18 protein-coding genes are annotated in these 16,593 nt (G+C 69.0%); 10 read left to right on the top strand and 8 right to left on the bottom strand.

Translation table 11 applies throughout. The annotated features are described in order from the left end of the window. The 7 genes from ETD85_RS12430 to ETD85_RS12400 all read left to right on the top strand — a co-directional run bounded on the left by ETD85_RS12430 (nucleotide 1) and on the right by ETD85_RS12400 (nucleotide 4,441). The gene (locus ETD85_RS12430) at nucleotides 1-882 is read left to right on the top strand and encodes a sigma-70 family RNA polymerase sigma factor (RefSeq protein WP_138689817.1); all 882 of its coding nucleotides are present in this window, start codon (nucleotides 1-3) and stop codon (nucleotides 880-882) included. Nucleotides 883-967: 85 nt separating this feature from the next. Continuing rightward, entirely contained in the window at nucleotides 968-1,438 is a 471-nt protein-coding gene (locus tag ETD85_RS12425; protein ID WP_138689816.1) for a carboxymuconolactone decarboxylase family protein, read from the top strand. Nucleotides 1,439-1,527: 89 nt separating this feature from the next. Continuing rightward, nucleotides 1,528-1,914: a DoxX family protein gene (locus tag ETD85_RS12420; protein ID WP_138689815.1), complete on the top strand. Its 387-nt coding sequence runs from the start codon at nucleotides 1,528-1,530 to the stop codon at nucleotides 1,912-1,914. A 122-nt stretch (nucleotides 1,915-2,036) separates the two neighbouring features. Next, a complete protein-coding gene (locus ETD85_RS12415) occupies nucleotides 2,037-2,876 on the top strand; it encodes an NAD(P)H-binding protein (RefSeq protein WP_138689814.1) in 840 nt (279 codons plus the stop codon). A 522-nt stretch (nucleotides 2,877-3,398) separates the two neighbouring features. Beyond that, nucleotides 3,399-3,632, top strand: a complete 234-nt coding sequence (locus tag ETD85_RS12410; protein WP_138689813.1) for a site-specific integrase — start codon at nucleotides 3,399-3,401, stop codon at nucleotides 3,630-3,632. A 31-nt stretch (nucleotides 3,633-3,663) separates the two neighbouring features. After that, nucleotides 3,664-3,894, top strand: a complete 231-nt coding sequence (locus ETD85_RS12405; protein WP_138689812.1) for a hypothetical protein — start codon at nucleotides 3,664-3,666, stop codon at nucleotides 3,892-3,894. Between the two features lie 13 nt (nucleotides 3,895-3,907). Further along, nucleotides 3,908-4,441: a hypothetical protein gene (locus ETD85_RS12400; protein ID WP_138689811.1), complete on the top strand. Its 534-nt coding sequence runs from the start codon at nucleotides 3,908-3,910 to the stop codon at nucleotides 4,439-4,441. On the opposite strand, the gene ETD85_RS12395 is transcribed toward ETD85_RS12400, so the two are convergent. Beyond that, nucleotides 4,436-4,987 (bottom strand): hypothetical protein, encoded by a 552-nt coding sequence (locus ETD85_RS12395; RefSeq protein ID WP_138689810.1) that lies wholly within the window; start codon nucleotides 4,985-4,987, stop codon nucleotides 4,436-4,438. The genes ETD85_RS12400 and ETD85_RS12395 overlap by 6 nt on opposite strands. Before the next feature lie 243 nt (nucleotides 4,988-5,230). Between ETD85_RS12395 and ETD85_RS12390 the strand changes: the two genes are divergently transcribed. From ETD85_RS12390 to ETD85_RS12380, 3 genes are all read left to right on the top strand, one after another. Next, nucleotides 5,231-6,064, top strand: coding sequence for an IS5 family transposase (locus ETD85_RS12390; RefSeq protein ID WP_138689809.1), 834 nt, complete (start codon nucleotides 5,231-5,233; stop codon nucleotides 6,062-6,064). Then, complete coding sequence (locus ETD85_RS12385) at nucleotides 6,055-6,504, top strand: hypothetical protein (RefSeq protein WP_206058268.1); 450 nt, start codon at nucleotides 6,055-6,057, stop codon at nucleotides 6,502-6,504. The genes ETD85_RS12390 and ETD85_RS12385 overlap by 10 nt, the downstream gene beginning before the upstream one ends. A gap of 133 nt (nucleotides 6,505-6,637) precedes the next feature. After that, a complete protein-coding gene (locus ETD85_RS12380) occupies nucleotides 6,638-7,279 on the top strand; it encodes a PadR family transcriptional regulator (RefSeq protein ID WP_240779110.1) in 642 nt (213 codons plus the stop codon). Between the two features lie 25 nt (nucleotides 7,280-7,304). On the opposite strand, the gene ETD85_RS12375 is transcribed toward ETD85_RS12380, so the two are convergent. From ETD85_RS12375 to ETD85_RS12345, 7 genes are all read right to left on the bottom strand, one after another. Further along, on the bottom strand, nucleotides 7,305-8,006 hold the full coding sequence (locus ETD85_RS12375; protein WP_138689808.1) for a hypothetical protein: 702 nt from the start codon (nucleotides 8,004-8,006) through the stop codon (nucleotides 7,305-7,307). Beyond that, nucleotides 8,003-8,512: a SigE family RNA polymerase sigma factor gene (locus ETD85_RS12370; protein ID WP_138689807.1), complete on the bottom strand. Its 510-nt coding sequence runs from the start codon at nucleotides 8,510-8,512 to the stop codon at nucleotides 8,003-8,005. The genes ETD85_RS12375 and ETD85_RS12370 overlap by 4 nt, the downstream gene beginning before the upstream one ends. Nucleotides 8,513-8,541: 29 nt before the next feature. Beyond that, on the bottom strand, nucleotides 8,542-8,748 hold the full coding sequence (locus ETD85_RS63045) for a hypothetical protein (protein WP_170246643.1): 207 nt from the start codon (nucleotides 8,746-8,748) through the stop codon (nucleotides 8,542-8,544). A gap of 436 nt (nucleotides 8,749-9,184) precedes the next feature. After that, nucleotides 9,185-9,364, bottom strand: a complete 180-nt coding sequence (locus ETD85_RS12360) for a hypothetical protein (protein ID WP_138689806.1) — start codon at nucleotides 9,362-9,364, stop codon at nucleotides 9,185-9,187. A gap of 27 nt (nucleotides 9,365-9,391) precedes the next feature. Next, nucleotides 9,392-10,432: an MFS transporter gene (locus ETD85_RS12355; protein ID WP_240779109.1), complete on the bottom strand. Its 1,041-nt coding sequence runs from the start codon at nucleotides 10,430-10,432 to the stop codon at nucleotides 9,392-9,394. A gap of 302 nt (nucleotides 10,433-10,734) precedes the next feature. Then, nucleotides 10,735-10,926, bottom strand: a complete 192-nt coding sequence (locus ETD85_RS12350; protein WP_240779108.1) for an MBL fold metallo-hydrolase — start codon at nucleotides 10,924-10,926, stop codon at nucleotides 10,735-10,737. A 399-nt stretch (nucleotides 10,927-11,325) separates the two neighbouring features. Continuing rightward, complete coding sequence (locus ETD85_RS12345) at nucleotides 11,326-16,455, bottom strand: LamG-like jellyroll fold domain-containing protein (protein WP_138689805.1); 5,130 nt, start codon at nucleotides 16,453-16,455, stop codon at nucleotides 11,326-11,328. Nucleotides 16,456-16,593: the final 138 nt, after the last annotated feature.

The following is a 16,593-nucleotide window of genomic DNA, read 5'->3' as shown; positions in this document are numbered from 1 at the left end:
ATGGCCGGATCAGGTCCGCACGAAGCACTGGTGGGAGCCTTCGAACAGCAGCGCGAGCGCCTAGTGGCGGTCGCCTACCGGATGCTCGGGTCGCGGGCGGACGCCGAGGATGCGGTGCAGGAGGCGTGGATCCGGCTGGCGCGGCAGGACGCGGCCGCGATCGACAACCTGGCCGGCTGGCTGACCACCGTGGTCGGCCGGGTCTGCATCGACGTGCTGCGTTCGCGCACGACCCGGGCCAAGCTGTCGTACGAAGACCGGCTGTCCGAGCTGGTGGTGACCGTCGACGGCGGGGCGGCACCCGAGGACGACGTGATGCTCGCCGAATCGGTCGGGCTGGCACTGCTGGTGGTGCTCGACACCCTCACGCCCACCGAACGGCTGGCGTTCGTCCTGCATGACATGTTCGCGGTGCCCTTCGCCGAGATCGGAGAGATCATCGGCCGGTCCACCGATGCGACCAAGATGCTCGCCAGCCGGGCCCGCCGGAAGGTGCAGGGCACACCGCCGCCGAAGCAGGAGCCGCGGCGGCAGCGCGCCGTGGTCGACGCATTTCTTGCCGCGGCGCGCAACGGGGACTTCGAAGGGCTCGTACGGCTGCTCGATCCGAAGGTGACCTGGCGCACGTACCACCCGCAGGGCGTGCTGACCACGGTCGGGGCGGCCGAGGTGGCCGGCCCGATCCTGCGCGGCATCCGGTCAATGACCTCGGCGCTGGCGGTCCTGGTCAACGGCGACCCCGGGTTCGTGGCCTGGGGTGCGAAAGGCAAGGTGCTCGGCGTGGTGGGGTGCACCGTGGTCGACGGCCGGATCGTCGAGCTCCTGACCGTGAGCGACCGCAAGCTTCTCGACACCATGGGTCTGCCCGCGCGACCCGAGTAGCGCATGTCTGTCGCATGGGGTTGTTACGTCTTCGTGGGGGGCTTCGTCGTAGTGGTGCAAGCATCCGAAGACGAAGGAGATCGAGATGGAAACCCGGATCAACCCCATGGGCAACGAGGTCGGGTCGAAGTGGGCCAAGTACATCATCTCGTCGAACAAGGTCATCACCGACTCGGCACTGCCGAAGGCGGTGCAGGAGCTGGTGAAGATCCGCGCCAGCCAGATCAACGGCTGCGGCGGCTGCCTCGACATGCACACCAAGGACGCCGCGGCCGCCGGCGAGAGCATGGTGCGGATCAACTTGGTCGGGGCATGGCGGGAGACGACCGTCTATACCGAGGCGGAGCGGGCGGCGCTGGAACTCACCGAGCAGGGCACCCGCCTCGCCGACTCCAGCGGCGTCACCGATGAGGCGTGGGCGAACGCGGCGAAGCACTTCGACGAGGATCAGATGATGGCCCTGGTGGCCCTGATCTGCACGATCAACGCCTTCAACCGGCTGAACGTGATCACACGGACGCCCGGCGGCGAGTACCAGCCCGGTCAGTTCGGCTGACGCGGACATTCCCCCTCAGGATCGCGGGCGGGCCCGGGACGACCCCGGGTCCGTTCGTCACCCCCGACATTGGGCCAAGGACAAAACTCATGAACATCGCACTATGGATCGTCGCCGGATTACTGGCCGCCGCCTTGCTGGTCAGCAGCGCCAAGCTGTTCGTGCCCAAGGAGAAGATCGCCGGCTTCGGCGCCGCAACCCGATGGGTCGAAGACTTCAGCCCCGGTGCTCTCAAGACCATCGGAGGCCTCGAACTCCTGGCCGCGGTGGGACTGATCCTGCCCGCCGTACTCGGCATCGCGCCGGTTCTCGTTCCGTTGGCCGCTACAGGTGCGGTGCTGCTGTTTGTCGGCGCGATCATCACGCGCCTCCGTCGTGGCGAGAGAGCAACGGTCGTGGGCGACGTGGTCTATCTCGCCCTGGCCGCTTTCGTGGCATGGGGCCGCTTCTTAGGCCCCGAGTCCTTCATCGGCTGACGCCCTCGCGTGCGGGATCGGGGCGGGCAGTCCCCAACCCCGCAGGCCGTCCCTGGGCGTGAGGTTCGTCGTCGCTGGCGTGGTTGGTGCACGCAAAAACGAAACTAAAGGAGATCTCCACCATGATCCTGGTAACCGGTGCCAGCGGAAACGTCGGTTCCCACGTCGTCCGCCAACTCCTGGAGGAAGGTGAGAAGGTCCGCGTCATCACCCGCAACCCCAGCGGCCAGACGTTCCCCGACCAGGTCGAAGTCGCGACCGGCGACCTGACCCAGCCGGAGACCCTGACGGAGGCCCTGTCCGGCATCGAGCGTGCCTTCCTGTTCCCCGTTCTCCAGGGGGTCGACGGATTCCTCAACGCGGCGAAGCACGCCGGCCTGCGGCATCTCGTGATGCTGTCCTCGATATCCGTCACGTGGTCTGTGCCCGGCTGGGTCGGCGAGGCGCACCTGCGGCTCGAACGATCCGTCCAAGCGTCCGGGTTGCCGTGGACCTTCGTGCGGCCTGACGGGTTCACGACCAACGATCTGGTCTGGGCATCCCAGATCATCGACGGCGATGTCGTGCGCGGACGGTTCGGCGACGCCGCGACGGCCCCGGTAGACCCGCGCGACATCGCCGCGGTCGCCGTCCGCAGCCTCCTCGACGGGCGCGCCGGCGAGGGGTACTCGGTGACCGGACCGCAGTCGCTGACCCAGATCGACCGGCTGCGCATCATCGCGGAGACCATCGGGCGGCCGTTGCGGTGGCAGGAGCAATCCGAGGACTGGTTCCGGGACGAGATGGCCCGCCTCGGCATGCCCGCCCAGGGCATCGACGATTACGTCGACGCGCTCACCGCGAGAGTCGGCAAGACCGCGGAGGTCCTGCCGACGGTCGAACAAGTGACCGGCCGACCACCCTTCACCTACGCACAATGGGTCGCCGACCACACCGCTGCCTTCGGAACGGCGTCGACCTGACGGATAGGCGGCACCTGCCGGCCGCCGGGGCACGTCCCTCGGGACGTGCCCCGGCGGCAACTCGAGGTCCTTATCGACCACCACCCACGACACCGACTCGTCGGCGGCCACCGCCCGTTCAGGCCGGTAGTAGCGAGGCAACGTGCCGACATGGCTGACATGCCTGAAGACCCCTGGATATCGGTAAGGCAAGTACGGGGACACGTTACTTGCCTTACATGGCTGACCACTAAGAGTCACCCAAGATAACATCCAGACCGTCTGGAGCTACGTCACCGAGATCCGGCCTGTCCTGCTCGCCTGGTCAGGCACCTACGATCACCTGCGGGAGGTCACCCACGACGACATCGTGACCATCAAGGACACCCTGCAGGGCGCCAAACGGTAGAACACCATCGTGGCACTGCGCTCGCTCATGCGCTTTGCAGGAAGAGCGGGCGGATCTTTCGCGACCCCACCATCCGCATCCGCATCCGCATCGCTCGCCGGCCGGACAAGGTAATCCTCCCCCTCGCCTCCGGCGTGATCGACCGCGCCATCGCCACCGCGACGACCCCGGCGATCCGCCTTATTCTCGCCCTGGCCGCCGTCCACGCGGCTCGGCCCAAGATGATCCGCGACCTCCGGCTCGACGACATCGACCTGGGCAACCACCGCATCACCATCGGCGGTCACCCTCGCCCTCTCGACGAGCTCACCCGGCAGGCGCTCCTCGCCTGGCTGGACTACCGGCAGCCGCTGGCCGAACACCGCTAACCCCCATCTGCTGCTCACTCAGCACACCGCGATGGAGAACTGCCCGGCCGGCAAGCTCTGGGTCACCAACGCCGTTCGGGGCCTGACCGCCACCCTGGAGCGCTTTCGCATCGACCGCCAACTCGAAGAGGCTCTGACCTGCGGCCCCGATCCCCTGCATCTGGCTGCCGTGTTCGGCATCGACGACAAGACCGCCATCCGCTACGCCAATGCCGCCCGCCACCTCCTGCAGACCGCTGCGGAAACGCCCGAACCACCGTGACACCATAGGCGTCGTGATCCCCGCGGATGAGCTTGTCAACCGAAAGCTGCTCCAGGCGACGGTGTCCTGGCACACCCATCCCAGCGATGATCAAGCCTCGCTGGTGCATATGTGGTTGCACCTGAGCGATCTCGGCCCGGTTCGCTTTCACACCGCCCCCGACGCCTCGCTCGAGCTGACGCTCGATCAACCACACAACTCCTCTGACATGGACGAGTACGGCCAGGTCACCGTCGGTCCCGCCGCAGAGAACTTTCTGATGAGCCGATTCATCGGTCAGTCGATCCGAGCTGTTCACCGCATCATCGACCACCGGATCGGGACGGAGATCGGCCTCCGGCTCGAACTCGATCACGGCGAGATGCGCATCCTCAACCTGGGCGACGACCTGTTCATCACTGACACTGCCCTGGGCTTTCTGGCAGGGTTGCTGCTCACGTTGGGCCAGTTCCTCGTAGCCGGTGAAGCAGTCGGTCTTGAGCTCATGCCAACGAACCTTGAGCGATGGTGCATAGGTGTGTGCCCGCAAGGCGTACTTTGCCTATGAGTGGTCCCTCACAGGGATATCGGGCGCGAAGTGGGAGACAGCGGCGACCAGTCGGTCCTTATCAATGCGCCACCCGTTCACTGCCCGGGACGACATCGCAATATCGGCGGGCACCGGAACGAGATGCTCCAGGATGGCTCGGGCTTTCGGGCCGTCCCCCGGCAGAGCCGGAGCCCCCTCCCTTCGGGTGACCCCGACATAGGGCAGCGAAGCACCGGGCACAGCTTGGCGCCAGAGGACGAACCCTGTGATGTCCTCCCAGGGCACATGGGCGGTGGTGGCGCTATATCGGATGGGGCTCCCGCCAAGCAGTACACCAGTCTCGTCCACCCGGAACGCGACTTTGCGGCTCGACGCCATGTACGCCATGTACGCCATGGAGAGCCCACCTGCGCCGAACAGCGCTAGACCCAATATCTTCATGACCAGCGGCATGTCCAAAAGCAGCATGGCCGCGGTGAATACGGCGCCGCCCGCCACGATGCCGATGGTCCTGAGGTCCCAGCCGTAGCGCGCCTGGTATACGGGTGAAGCGCGATCCTCCATAGCTGAATCATGACAATGATCGACTCTCGGGGGAGATATACCGCGGGTGCCACCGGAATGCGGCAGAAACGAGCCGTGGGATGGCAGGTTTGCTGCTCACGTTAGGCCAGTTCCTCGTAGCCGGTGAAGCAGTCGGCCTTGAGAGTGCGGTTCGCGAGTCCATGCCCGTGATGTCGCTATGTGATCGTATGGATTTGTAGCGTTACCGTCGGTCGGCAGGTCCGGATATGCTGGGATGGCCGCGTGACTGAGCGCAAGCCATACCCGAGCGACTTATCCGACGCGCAGTGGGCGCTGATCGAGCCGGTGCTCACGGCATGGAAGGCCGCGCACCCGTCCGTTAGCGGTCACGAGGGCGACTACGAGTTACGCGAGATCGTCAACGCCATCCGCTACCAGGGGCGGACCGGCGTTCAATGGAACTACCTCCCGCATGACCTGCCGCCCAAGAGCGCGACGTACTACTACTTCTCCAAGTGGCGCGACGACGGCACCGACAAGACCATCCACGACCTGCTGCGCTGGCAGCTGCGCGAGAAGAAGAAACGATTAGCCGACCCGAGCCTGGTGGTGCTGGACACCCAGAGCGTCCACGTCGCGGCCGGGGTCCCTGCCTCCACCACCGGAAAAGACGCCGCCAAGCGCGTGCCAGGCAGGAAACGCGGCTTGGCGGTGGACGTGCTGGGCCTGGTCATCGCCGTGGTCATGCTGGCCGCGTCGGCTCACGAGAATACCGCCGGGATCGCGCTGCTGGACCGGGTCGCCGCCACCACCGAGGGTACGGTGACCAAAGCGCTGGTCGACCAGGGATTCAAACAGGCCGTCGTCGCGCATGGCGCCGGCTTGGGCATCAACGTGGAGATCGTCGAGCGTAACCCCGCCAGCAAGGGGTTCGTCCCCCAGCGCACGAGATGGGTCGTCGAGCAGACGTACGGCATCTTGATGTTCCACCGCCGGCTGGTCCGCGACTACGAGCACCTGCCGGCCAGCTCCGAATCACGGGTGTATTGGGCGATGACGGATGTGATGTCCCGCCGCCTGACCCGTGGCCCCATCCCGTCCTGGCGGTGGACATGACCGGTCCCGACGGGCACCCGCCCGACCCCGGCAGCTGGCTCCTGGACCGGATCGACGCCCGCGAGCACTTCCTGACCTGCCAGATCGAGCAGACCCAGGCGGAGATCGACACTCTCACCACGCGTCTGAGCGAACTGAGCGAGCAGGTCGAGCATCTGCGGATCAGCCGCAAGACCCTCATCTCCCTGGCCGAGGAGGACCCTGCCCCGACCGAACCGCTCGCGCCGCCAGCGGTCCCCGACCACCCTGCCTACCAGCAGATTCTCACCGTCTTCGGCGAAGCCGGCGGCTCCCTGCGCGCCCGCGACCTGGCCATGGCCCTGGATCTGCCCTTGACGCGCAACGACATCCAGAACCTCCGTGCCAAGCTCAAACGCCTGGTCAGCCGCGGCATCCTCGCCGAGACCGAGCCGGGATTGTTCACCCAGCCGCGCCCATAGCCCGAATGACGAGCGCCTGACCGGCAGACCTAAGCCAACTCCGCCGACGAACGGGGCATCAACTCGCGAAACGCACTCTGAGGGTGCAGGCCTCCCCGCCCTCATAGGCTGTCATACTGTATACATAGATGGCATGGGTATGCGATCGATGCAGGAGTCAACATTCCTGATCTTGACCGCCCTGGCTGCGAAACCACAGCACGGCTACGGCATCATCACCGATGTCGCGCCGATATCCAGCGGGAAGGTACGGCTACGCGCTGGCACCTTGTACGCCGCGCTCGACCGCCTCGAAAGCGAAGGGCTCATTCAGACCGACCGGGAGGAAATCGTCGATGGGCGGGCGCGACGCTACTACCGCCTGACCGCTGACGGCACCACCCGGCTGTCCGCCGAAGCACAGCGGCTGCATCGCCACGCCGAGACCGCCTTTGCCCGGCTGAGCATCCCCCCAGGCACCGTTCCCCCTCCCGCTATCGCCCCAGGAGGCCTGGTGACCTCCCTGGAGCGGCGTTACCGTGCCCTGTTGAGGTGGTATCCCCAGTGGCACCGCCGACTCCATGAACAGGAGATGCTCGCGGTTCTTCTCCACAGCGCGGCACCCGCCCAGCAGCGTCCTGCCCTATCCGATGCCCTGGATCTCATTCGTGGCGGCCTGCGCGTACGGATCCATCACGCGGTAGGGGCCCCTTCCGCGCCGCACTGGCGGCGAGCCGCCAACATCGCGGCTCTGCTTGGGCCACTTGCGCTATTCACCCTCCGGCCACGGCCCTGACCGGTGCCCCTGCGTCAGACGCTGCTCATTCGCACCGGGCGTCGCCTGCACAAGTTCCGCTGTACACCGCCACCGCCCAGCCAGCCTGCACCGGCTGCTGACGGGCCAGCAGTTCCTCCAACGTGATCGCCCGGGGACGGGTGCCGTTCTGCTGCGGAGGGCTCGACGTGCCGACGTGAACGGCTCCGGCCGCCTTCGCCGTACCGGATGGCACGACGGCGACATCCACCCGCCTGGGCTGCCCGGGCATCGCCCAATCCTCTCCGGTCATCATGACGACCGCGCCCGGGTTGCCATCGTGAGGATCGCATCGTGTATTCATCCCACCGGCGAACCAGGCCCGCCAGAGCAGTTCGAACCCGGGAGGGCAGGTGACGACGATCGCCGCGTGCGGACCGTGTCCTGTGACATCGAGCTGCAGCAGCGTATTCGCTGCCGTGGATCGGCGGTATGCGGTGCGCTCCATGCCGGCGAAGACCTCGGGCGGCTCCGGCACGACGACGGTCGTGCTGGAGGCCGACGGAGGCGAGCTAACGACTTCCACGCCGGGAAGGGAGAGGGTCCCGGCGGCGGCCACCATCACGGCGGCGGCCACGGCCGCACCGCCCACCAGGCGGCGCCTTGCCGAGTGGCGGATCCTCCGTCGAATCTGGGATAGACGGTGATCGTTGTCCGGTCCGTCGAGGCTCTGCTCGTCCAGCATGCCGCGCAGATCGTCGATGGTCATGAGGGATCCTCCACTGCGTACGTCGTGGACGCTAGCTCGGGGTCGATGCGTAGCTTGGCGAGCGCCTTGCTGGTCTGGCTCTTCACGGTGCCGACGGAGCAGTCCATGATCTCGGCGACCAGGTGTTCCGGCAGGTCTTCGAAGTAGCGCAGCACCACTACGGCCCGCTGCCTGGGTGGCAGGCGTCCCAGGGCAGCCCACAGCGTGGCCCGGGTGTCGGCCGCACCCATGGGGTCGGTGGCGTCGGCGATGTCCGGAAGCTGGTCGGTGGGGATCTCCCCGTGCCAGCGGCGCCCGCGCCATGAGGTATGGGTGTTGATCAGCACCCGGTACACGTACGGATCGGGCTGGCTGCCGACGCGCCGCCAGACCCGCCAGACCTTGGCCAGCGCTGTCTGCACCAGGTCTTCGGCGTGCGCCCAGTCCCGGCACAGCAGGTACGCCGCCCGGAGCAATCGCGAGGACCGCGCCTCAACATACGCGATGTAGTCTGCCCGATCCCGCATTGACCTCGCCTTCCCTGACCGCTCCTGCCCTAATTACCGTCCAGGAGCGGACGACGGTTGCCCCGCCGCCGACCCTGCGCACCAGCAGCGACCGGATGCAGGCTGCCGGCATCGTCCAGGCGGGGCACTCCATCCTCGCCACCGTCGCCGAACCGTTTGCTCTGCCCGCCGATGCCGGCCAGGCCCGCGAGGTGATCGACGCACTGTTCGCCGCGCTGCAGCAGGTCCGCGAGCACCACGTGTTCGGTGAGCGCATGGGCCTGGCCGCGCCGCAGATCGGCATCGGCCGGACGCCGACGCCCTCGTGCTGCTCAACCCCCGCATCACCGACGCCTGCGCCGAGACCGGTACGGGCTGGCCCGCCTCGTCGCCCACGAGGTCGACCATTTCGCGGGTCGGCTGTACACCAGCCGCAGGCGCGAGGGCGAAGCCCATCCCTGTCGGGGAGTACCGCGGTATCGCGGTGTCAGGGGCCGCTGTGGATGAGCAGGGAGAGCAGCTGGAGCAGGCCGTAGGCGGCGGCCATGTTCTTGGCGTGAACGCCACGGTGCGTCCGGTTCAGGTGATGCCGGGAACGAGGGCGGCGGAGTCGGCCGAGTGCGGCTGACGCAGGTCGACCTCGAGGTCGGGGGCCGAGACCGTCTACGGGCCGATGCTCGCCGTGCCGCCGGATCACCTGGCCGACCGTATGCGCACGGCGATGCTGCGGCCGCCGAAGAAGGTCTCGAAGGTATCGATGGGCAGGCGCGCCCGGCGCTCCGCGCTCATGTAATGGGTGAATAGTGCGATGCCGTCGTGCAGTGCCTGCCGGCTGCCGCCCGCGCCGGGCGTGCGGGCCAGGCACCCCATCATCTCTCTTAGCAGCGGTTGCGCGGTCGATCAGCTGCGCGCTGCGGCGACCGCCGGCACGATGACAAGTGCCAGGATGCCGCCGCCGATGGCCAGAACGGGGTAGCCGGCTCCGGCGACGACGAGGCCCGAGGCCATGCCGCCAGTGGCGCCGGCGATGGCAACGGGGACATCTACCAGGCCCTGGGTTTTGGCGCGGGTGGTCAGCGGGACGGCGTCGGTGATGATCGCGGTGCCGGTGACGAGACCGAGGTTCCAACCCAGGCCCAGCAGCGCGAGGGCCACCGCGAGCGGGGCGATGGAGTCGCCGGGGGTGTTGGCGTCAACGATTCCGGCGGCCAGCAGGGCCAGCGCAGAGGCGGTGGCGATCGTGAGGCGGGCGTAGCGGTCGACGAGCCAGCCGGTCAGGGGCGAGGGCAGGTACATCGCGCCGATGTGGATGGCGATGACGAGGCCGGAGGCGGCGGCGCCGTGGCCGTGGTCGTGCATGTGGACGGGCGTCATCGTCATGATCGCGACCATGACGAGCTGGGTGATCACCATGACCAGCGTGCCGACCAGTACACCCGAGCGGCGTCCTTCCCCCGCTGGGCGCGGCCGGGCGCCCGCGTCGCCCGGTTGTGTGCTCGCCGCGGCGGTGCGTTCGCCCTCCAGGGTACGGGTCAGCAGCAGCGGGTCGGGGCGCAGCCAGATGGCCAGGACCAGAGCGGCTGTCGCATAGGCGAGGCCGGCGAGAAGGAACGGCCCGGCCAGGTAGGGGATGCCGAGGACGTGGGCGAGGTCGCCGGTGGGCGCAGTGAGGTGGGGGCCGACCACGCCGCCCAGGGTGGTGGCCACCAGCACGGTGGACACGACGCGGGCGCGGTGCGCGGGGGCCGCCAGGTCGGCGCCGGCGTAGCGGGCCTGAAGGTTGGTGGCCGTGCCGGCGCCGTACACGAACATCGCGATGAACAGCAGGACGGGGCTGCCGACGACGGCGGCGGCGATGACGCCCGCGCTGCCGATGGCGCCGGCGAGGTACCCGGCGGCAAGGCCGGGACGGCGGCCGCGCGCCTGAGAGATGCGCCCCACCACGACGGCCGCCAGTGCGGAACCGGCAGTGCCCAGGGCACTTGAGCACACCGGCCAGGCTGGTGGAGCCAAGCAGGTCCTGCGCGAGCAGGGCACCGACGGTCACGCCGGCCGCCAGTCCGGCGCCGCTGAGGATCTGGGCGGCGATCAAGACGATCAGGATGCGGCGCTGCGCCTGGGAGCGCGGAAGGTGATCGATCAGGGCAGGCACGGGAGTCGTCACGAGGTCAGCCCCGGTCGCCCAGGTCCAGGCGGTCAAGCAGCCCGGCGGCGGTGAAGGCGGTCACCAGTTCGTCGCGGCCCTAGGTGAAGTGCGCCCAGCTGTCGTAATGGACGGGAACCACCCGGCGGGCGCCGAGGATCTGTGCGGCCTCGGCGGTCTGGGCGCTGTCGAGGACGATCAGCGCGCCGTCGAAGAGGACGTCGAAGCGAGGAGCCCCGGCGAAAAGGACGGCGGTGTCCACCGGACCGAAGCGTTCGGCGATCTGCTCCACCAGGTCGAGCGATGACGCCCATGGTGAGCTCCGCGGCGATGTCCGCGTTCGACCGGCCGCGCACGATCGCCAGGGCCACCTCGGTCGTCGGGGGGTTCCTAGGCTCGCCGCGGCGGCCGAGCGGCCTGCTACCCACTCGTAGGTGACCTTCAGCCGCTGCGATGCTGCCACGGGTAACGCAGGCGCTGGAGGCGCGAAGCGCCGCCCTCGCCCAGCACCCGCCCGTGCACATCCTTAGTGCCTGCGACCGGCCGCCCGACCCCTTCGACCGCATCGTCTCCATGACCGGCGTGCGCTCCATTCCTCTCAGCCGACTGACCGCCTTGCGTCCAGCGGCCGGCTGGTCACCCCCATCCCGAGCACCCACCTCGTCCTCACCGCCACCAAGGACGCCGATGGCTAGCCGTATTCGAGGGTAGGGTTCCACATGGTGCTGTCGGCGGAGTCGGTTTCTCCTTGCGCTACCTCGAAACGGATCACGTCCCCGATGGTGACCTCGGCTGACAGGCCGTGCCACACCCCGGTGGTGTCGGCTCCGCCGATGGCCTGCCAGCCGGAGGCGGGCCAGATCTGCACACCGTTCTTGATGATCCGCACATTGACGCCGTCACCGCCCGCGACCGCTTTGCGAGGGTTGCCGTTGATGCGCACCTTCCCAGCCTTCGGCGCGGTCCAGGACACCACCGTGGGGTGGTCGTCGGGATGGAGGTTCCCGGACGCGAGCACCCGGTTCCATGCGCCGCTGCCTTGCCACCAGCCGCGGGGATCCCAGGTCAGGTCCTCGTAGACGCCGCCGCCGCGTGCCTCCTGATAGCGCCAGCTCCTGCCGCCCTGCCCGGCGGAGAAGTTGCTGGACAGGGTGTAGGCGTCCAGGGCGGTGTTCTTGACCACCGACACGTTGTCGAACGCCGCCGCGGTGCGCGATGCCCGGACACCGATCCCGCCGGAGCGCAAGACGGTGTCGACCACGTCGATCTGGGGGGTCGCGGCGTTGCCGAAGAACACCTGGATCCGTCCCGAGTGCGCCACGACCTTCAGATGGTGGAACACTCCTGTCGCCGCGGTGATGGGCACCCTGGACAGTTCGTGCCAGCCGTTGTCGGAACGGCCCAGCACCAGGGACGTGCCGTCGAAGCCGGTGAAGTACCCCCGGTAGGCGTCCACGCCGTAGTCGTCGGCCGTGTCGCGGAACACGATCCCCGCCTCACCCGAGGCCGAGGCGATGCTGACGTCGGCTTCGAAGGTGAAGTCGTCGAAGTCGATCCACGCGTCGTCCACCACCGCGCGTCGCACATCGCCTGCGTCGGCGGAAAACACACCTCCCGACTCCGACCAGGCGCCGTTGTAGACCCTCCATCCGGAGGCGGAGCCGTCGTCGAACCTGTCGGCGAAGGTGGACGGATTTACGGTGATGATCCGCTTCACGTCCGACACCACGCCCTGGTAGAGGCGTAGTCCGTCCACCATCCCGTTGGTGAACCCGGACGGGGCGGAACCCTGGTGCGACCGGCCGACCAGCAGCCCGCCGCCGGCCCGCCACGGTTGCCAGGCGGCGTTCAGGCCGGTGGCCGCCTTCGGTTCCCCCTCCACGTACAGCCGTAGCGACCGGTTCTGGGCGTCGAGCACCCCGGTCAGGTGGTGATACTTGTCCAGGTCCACCGCGGCCACCGACACGAAGCTCGTGCCGGTGGTGCCGGTGGGGGAGTTCGGCACCGACCACACCCACTTGCCGCCACCCGCCGGATCGAAGGACAGCGAGAATCCCGGCAGAGCTCCCGCGCTCTGCTGCGACACGAACGTCTGCGCGACGGCCGGGTTCGCGACCTGCACCCACGCCGCCACGGTGAACGACTGGTCGGTGCGCAACGCCGGCGCGTCGAGCGCAGCGTAGCCGTCCGTGCCGTTCAGCTTCAGCGCCGATCCCGGATGGCCGCCCCCGCTCGCCGGCATCTCGGCACCGCCGTACAGGCGCAGGTCACGGAACCTGCCCGAAGTGTCGATCGCGGAGCGGGAACCCACCTCCTCGAAGTCCCACTCTCCGGCCCTGCCGGTGACCAGCGGGTCGGCCAGGTCGAACACCTCCGCGTCGGTGATCTTCCGTTCCCACAGCCGTACGTCGGCCACCGAGCCCTTGAACGGGTCCCCTCCCTTGCCCACCCGCACCTCACCGGCGGCGTCGAAGGTGGTCACGCCGGTCACCGTGCCCTCCAGCACGCCGTTGACGTACAGGCGCAGCGTCTTGGCGACCGAGTCGTAGGTTCCGGCCAGATGCGTCCACACGCCCGCGCGAGGCACGGTGGTGGACTTCGCCTGCCACCAGATCACCTGGCCGTTCTCGGTCTCCCGGGACGGGACCAGCATGAGCCACCGGTTCGCGGCGCCGGCGTAGTAGAGGGAGAACGGGCCGTACTGGCTGCCCGTGCTCGCCACCACGGTCTGGTCGGCGCCCGTGCTGTCCAGCTTCGCCCAGGCCGACACCGTGAAGCTCTTGGCCGTGTTGAGGAAGTCGGGGCTGGAGGCGTAGCCACTGGCCCCGTCGAGCCGCATCGCGGTCTGCGATTCGCCGTCGTAGCCGGGTTCCAGCCGCCCGGGCTCGCCCAGCGTCAGGGTGCCGTGGACGGACAGGTCCCGCCCGTTGCCCGTGTCGTCGGCCAGGACGGCCGATCCGGCCGGGTCCGACAGCTTCCACCGGGCCAGGGGCGGCGACGGCGAGCCCACCACGAACTGGTAGGTCCTGCGAGCCTTGTTGCCCGCGCGGTCAACGGCGTCGACGTACAGGGTCGCCAGACCGCCGTCGGCCGGCAGCCAGTCCACCGACACGCTGCCACCCAGCGCCGCCGGGGTGGCCACCATCGAGGGCGGATCGTTCAGCCCCCATTCGTAGCGCACGACGTCGGGGGAGGTGCTGGCGAAGGTGAACCGGCCGGTCTGGCCCACCGAGCCGCACGGCCCGCCGTCGCAGACGTCAATGCCCTCCTTGTAGACGTCCGCCGTCACGGTGGGCACGGCGGGCTTGGCCACGTCGACGGTGAACTCGCAGGGCTGGGAGGCGGGCCCGCTGATCCGATGGTCCTGGGCCGTGACCCACCAGCGGTACGTGCTGTTCGGCGACAGCCCGATCGCGGCCATCGGCCACCGTGACCCGCCGGGGATGCGCGCTCCGGCGCCCTGGTAGCCGTACCACGTCGTGGTGTCAGGAGGGTCGGCCACGAAGTCGCTCTTGCCGTCACCGTCTAGGTCGGGGGTGGTGAACGCCTCATAGCCCCACCAGCCGGAGCCCACCTCGTACCGCCACGGATCTCCCTGGTAGGCCGATCTGGCGCCCATTCCCGGATACAACCACAACACGCCGTTGGAGGGGTCCCGGGCCAGCACGTCGGGCGCCCCGTCACGGTCATAGTCGATCGTGCCGAAATAGGTGAAACCGTTCCATCCCCCGCCGAGGTTGACCCGGGGCTGCGCCGACGGCACGTTCTTGCTCTCGCCCGGATACAGCCACAACACTCCGTCGCTGTCGCGGGCGAGCAGGTCGGCATGCCCGTCGCGGTCCCAGTCCGCGATCCCTGCCGGTGTGTAACCGCCGAAGCCTGAGCCGATGGTCACCGGGGTGTCGAAGGTGTTCTTCGTGGCGCCGCCCGGATACAGGCGCAGCGCGCCGCTCGCGTCGTCGCGGGCCACGATGTCGGGGCGGCCGTCCTTGTTCCAGTCCGCCACGCCGGCGATGGTCAGCCCGCCCCACCCGGCGCCCAGCGGCGCCCGCTCGGCGAGCTGCTTGTTCCATCCGGGCAGCACGTACAGGTAGCCGTCGCTGTCGCGGACGAGCACGTCGGGGCGGCCGTCGCGGGTGAGGTCGCCCGTTCCCACCATGCGCTCACCGGACTCCAGCACGCCTGGATAGGCGTTCACCTGCGCCGTCGTGTTGGATGGCACGTTCTGCTGCACCCCGTTCGGCGACGGCGGAGCCGACGCCAGGGAGCCGTCCTCGCGGACGCGCCGCCAGGAGAAGCTCACCTTGAGCGAATTGCCGTCGGCGTCCAGCACCCCCGCGCGCAACGTCGGGGACCGCGTCGGCACGAAGGCCCGCTCGCCGCCGATGCCGCAGGGTTTTTCGCCGACGGTCAGCGACGAGGGGGCCTCCGGCGCCGAGTTCATCGTGACCGCCAGCTTGGCCGTCACGGCGTCGAACTTCTTCCACCCCGCCGTAGTGTCTTCGTCATAGGCCTTCAGCCCCAGGACGAGCCGCCCCCACCGCTCCGACGCCGCGCGGCTGATCGTGGAGGTCACGTTGAACTCCGTGGGCGTTCGTATCTGGCGGCACGAGCTGTTGCTGACCCTGGAGGCGTTGGCGCCCTCCCAGGACGGGGCGGTGTTGTCCCAGGTGGTGCCCGCGCCCAGGTCGGCGTGCACCACCCGCAGCTCCGTGACGCTGGCCGCGCACTGTGCCGAATGCACCAGGTCGATCCACATCGAGGCACCGATGATGTCCTTGCCGTGCGTCTGCCACGGCGGGAAGGAGAACATCGACCGGTAGCGCACCGGGTCGACGTAGTAGCCGACCTTGCCGCACTCGGAGTTCGCCGCGCCCGAGCAGTCCCGGCGATCGTAGTTCCAGTACGACTGGCCGGGCTTGAATTCGTTGATCATGGTCCAGGCCGCGTACCCGATGTCCGGATCGACGACCAGCGGAAAGCGCGCCGCCGGGTCGGCCAGCAGCCGCTGGTCGGGCACGAGCGTCAGCCGCCCGCCGGAGGCCACGTCCACCCGCACCGCCGCGTCACGCGCGCCCTGCGCCGGCCGCTCCACCGACGCGGCCCCCGCCTCGGCGGAGTCCCACATCCTGGGCGCCGGCGCACCGAGGACGGCCCTGCCTTCGGCGTCCACCGCCCGAAGGCCGCCGTCCGCGCCCTTCTGCCACGTCAGGCCCGGCAGCGAGCTGCCCAGGGTCAGGGCGCGCAGCCGAGGGTTCCGCGCCGCCTGCGCGTTCTTGACCACCAGCACGAACGAGAAGCCGGTGTCACGCGCGGTGAGCACCAGGTCCACGCCGGCCAGCACCTCGGAGTAGGTGGCACGGGTGCCTTCGAGCACCGGCCTGGGCAGCGGCTGCGGCCACGACAGCGCCAGGTCGTGGCCCTCGTGCCTGGCCCGCAGCAGCGGGCCGTCGCCGCCGCCCGACAACACCAGGCCCAGGGGGGAGGCCTGTGGCGCCACGGAACCGTCCGCCCGCGGTTCGAGTGCGGCGTTCGGGGGAGCCCACGAGCCGTCGGCCCGCCGGGCCCGCCGCGGGTAGGCGTCGATCTCCAGCGTGCTGGTGCCGTCCGCGTTCGCGAAGACCTGGCTGGTCTCGGTGCGCAGCGACTCGACCTCCACCCGCTCGCCGCACGCCTCGGCCATCGCCGCGGCGGCCCGTACCTGCGCGGTGGACGGCCGGCAGTCCGGCTCGGCCCCGGCCGCCGCCGCGGCGGTGGACGGCAGTCCCCACCCGGTCGCGAGAACCGCGATGAGTGCGGGGATCAGCCCTTGTCGGAACATCTTTTCTCCATGCAGACGAGACACCAGGGGGCGTAGCTGGCCGATCGCCCCGCCCGGTGCACGAGCGGCTCACATCAATCCCCGACTACGAGATCAGGATCGGGATCGCCCACCCGTCACGCCAGTCGTTAATCTGCC

It is taken from the genome of Nonomuraea zeae (genome assembly GCF_005889725.1).
Taxonomy (GTDB): domain Bacteria; phylum Actinomycetota; class Actinomycetes; order Streptosporangiales; family Streptosporangiaceae; genus Nonomuraea; species Nonomuraea zeae.
Note: the sequence above shows the minus strand (reverse complement) of the source record. Positions and strands in the feature narration are given on the sequence as shown.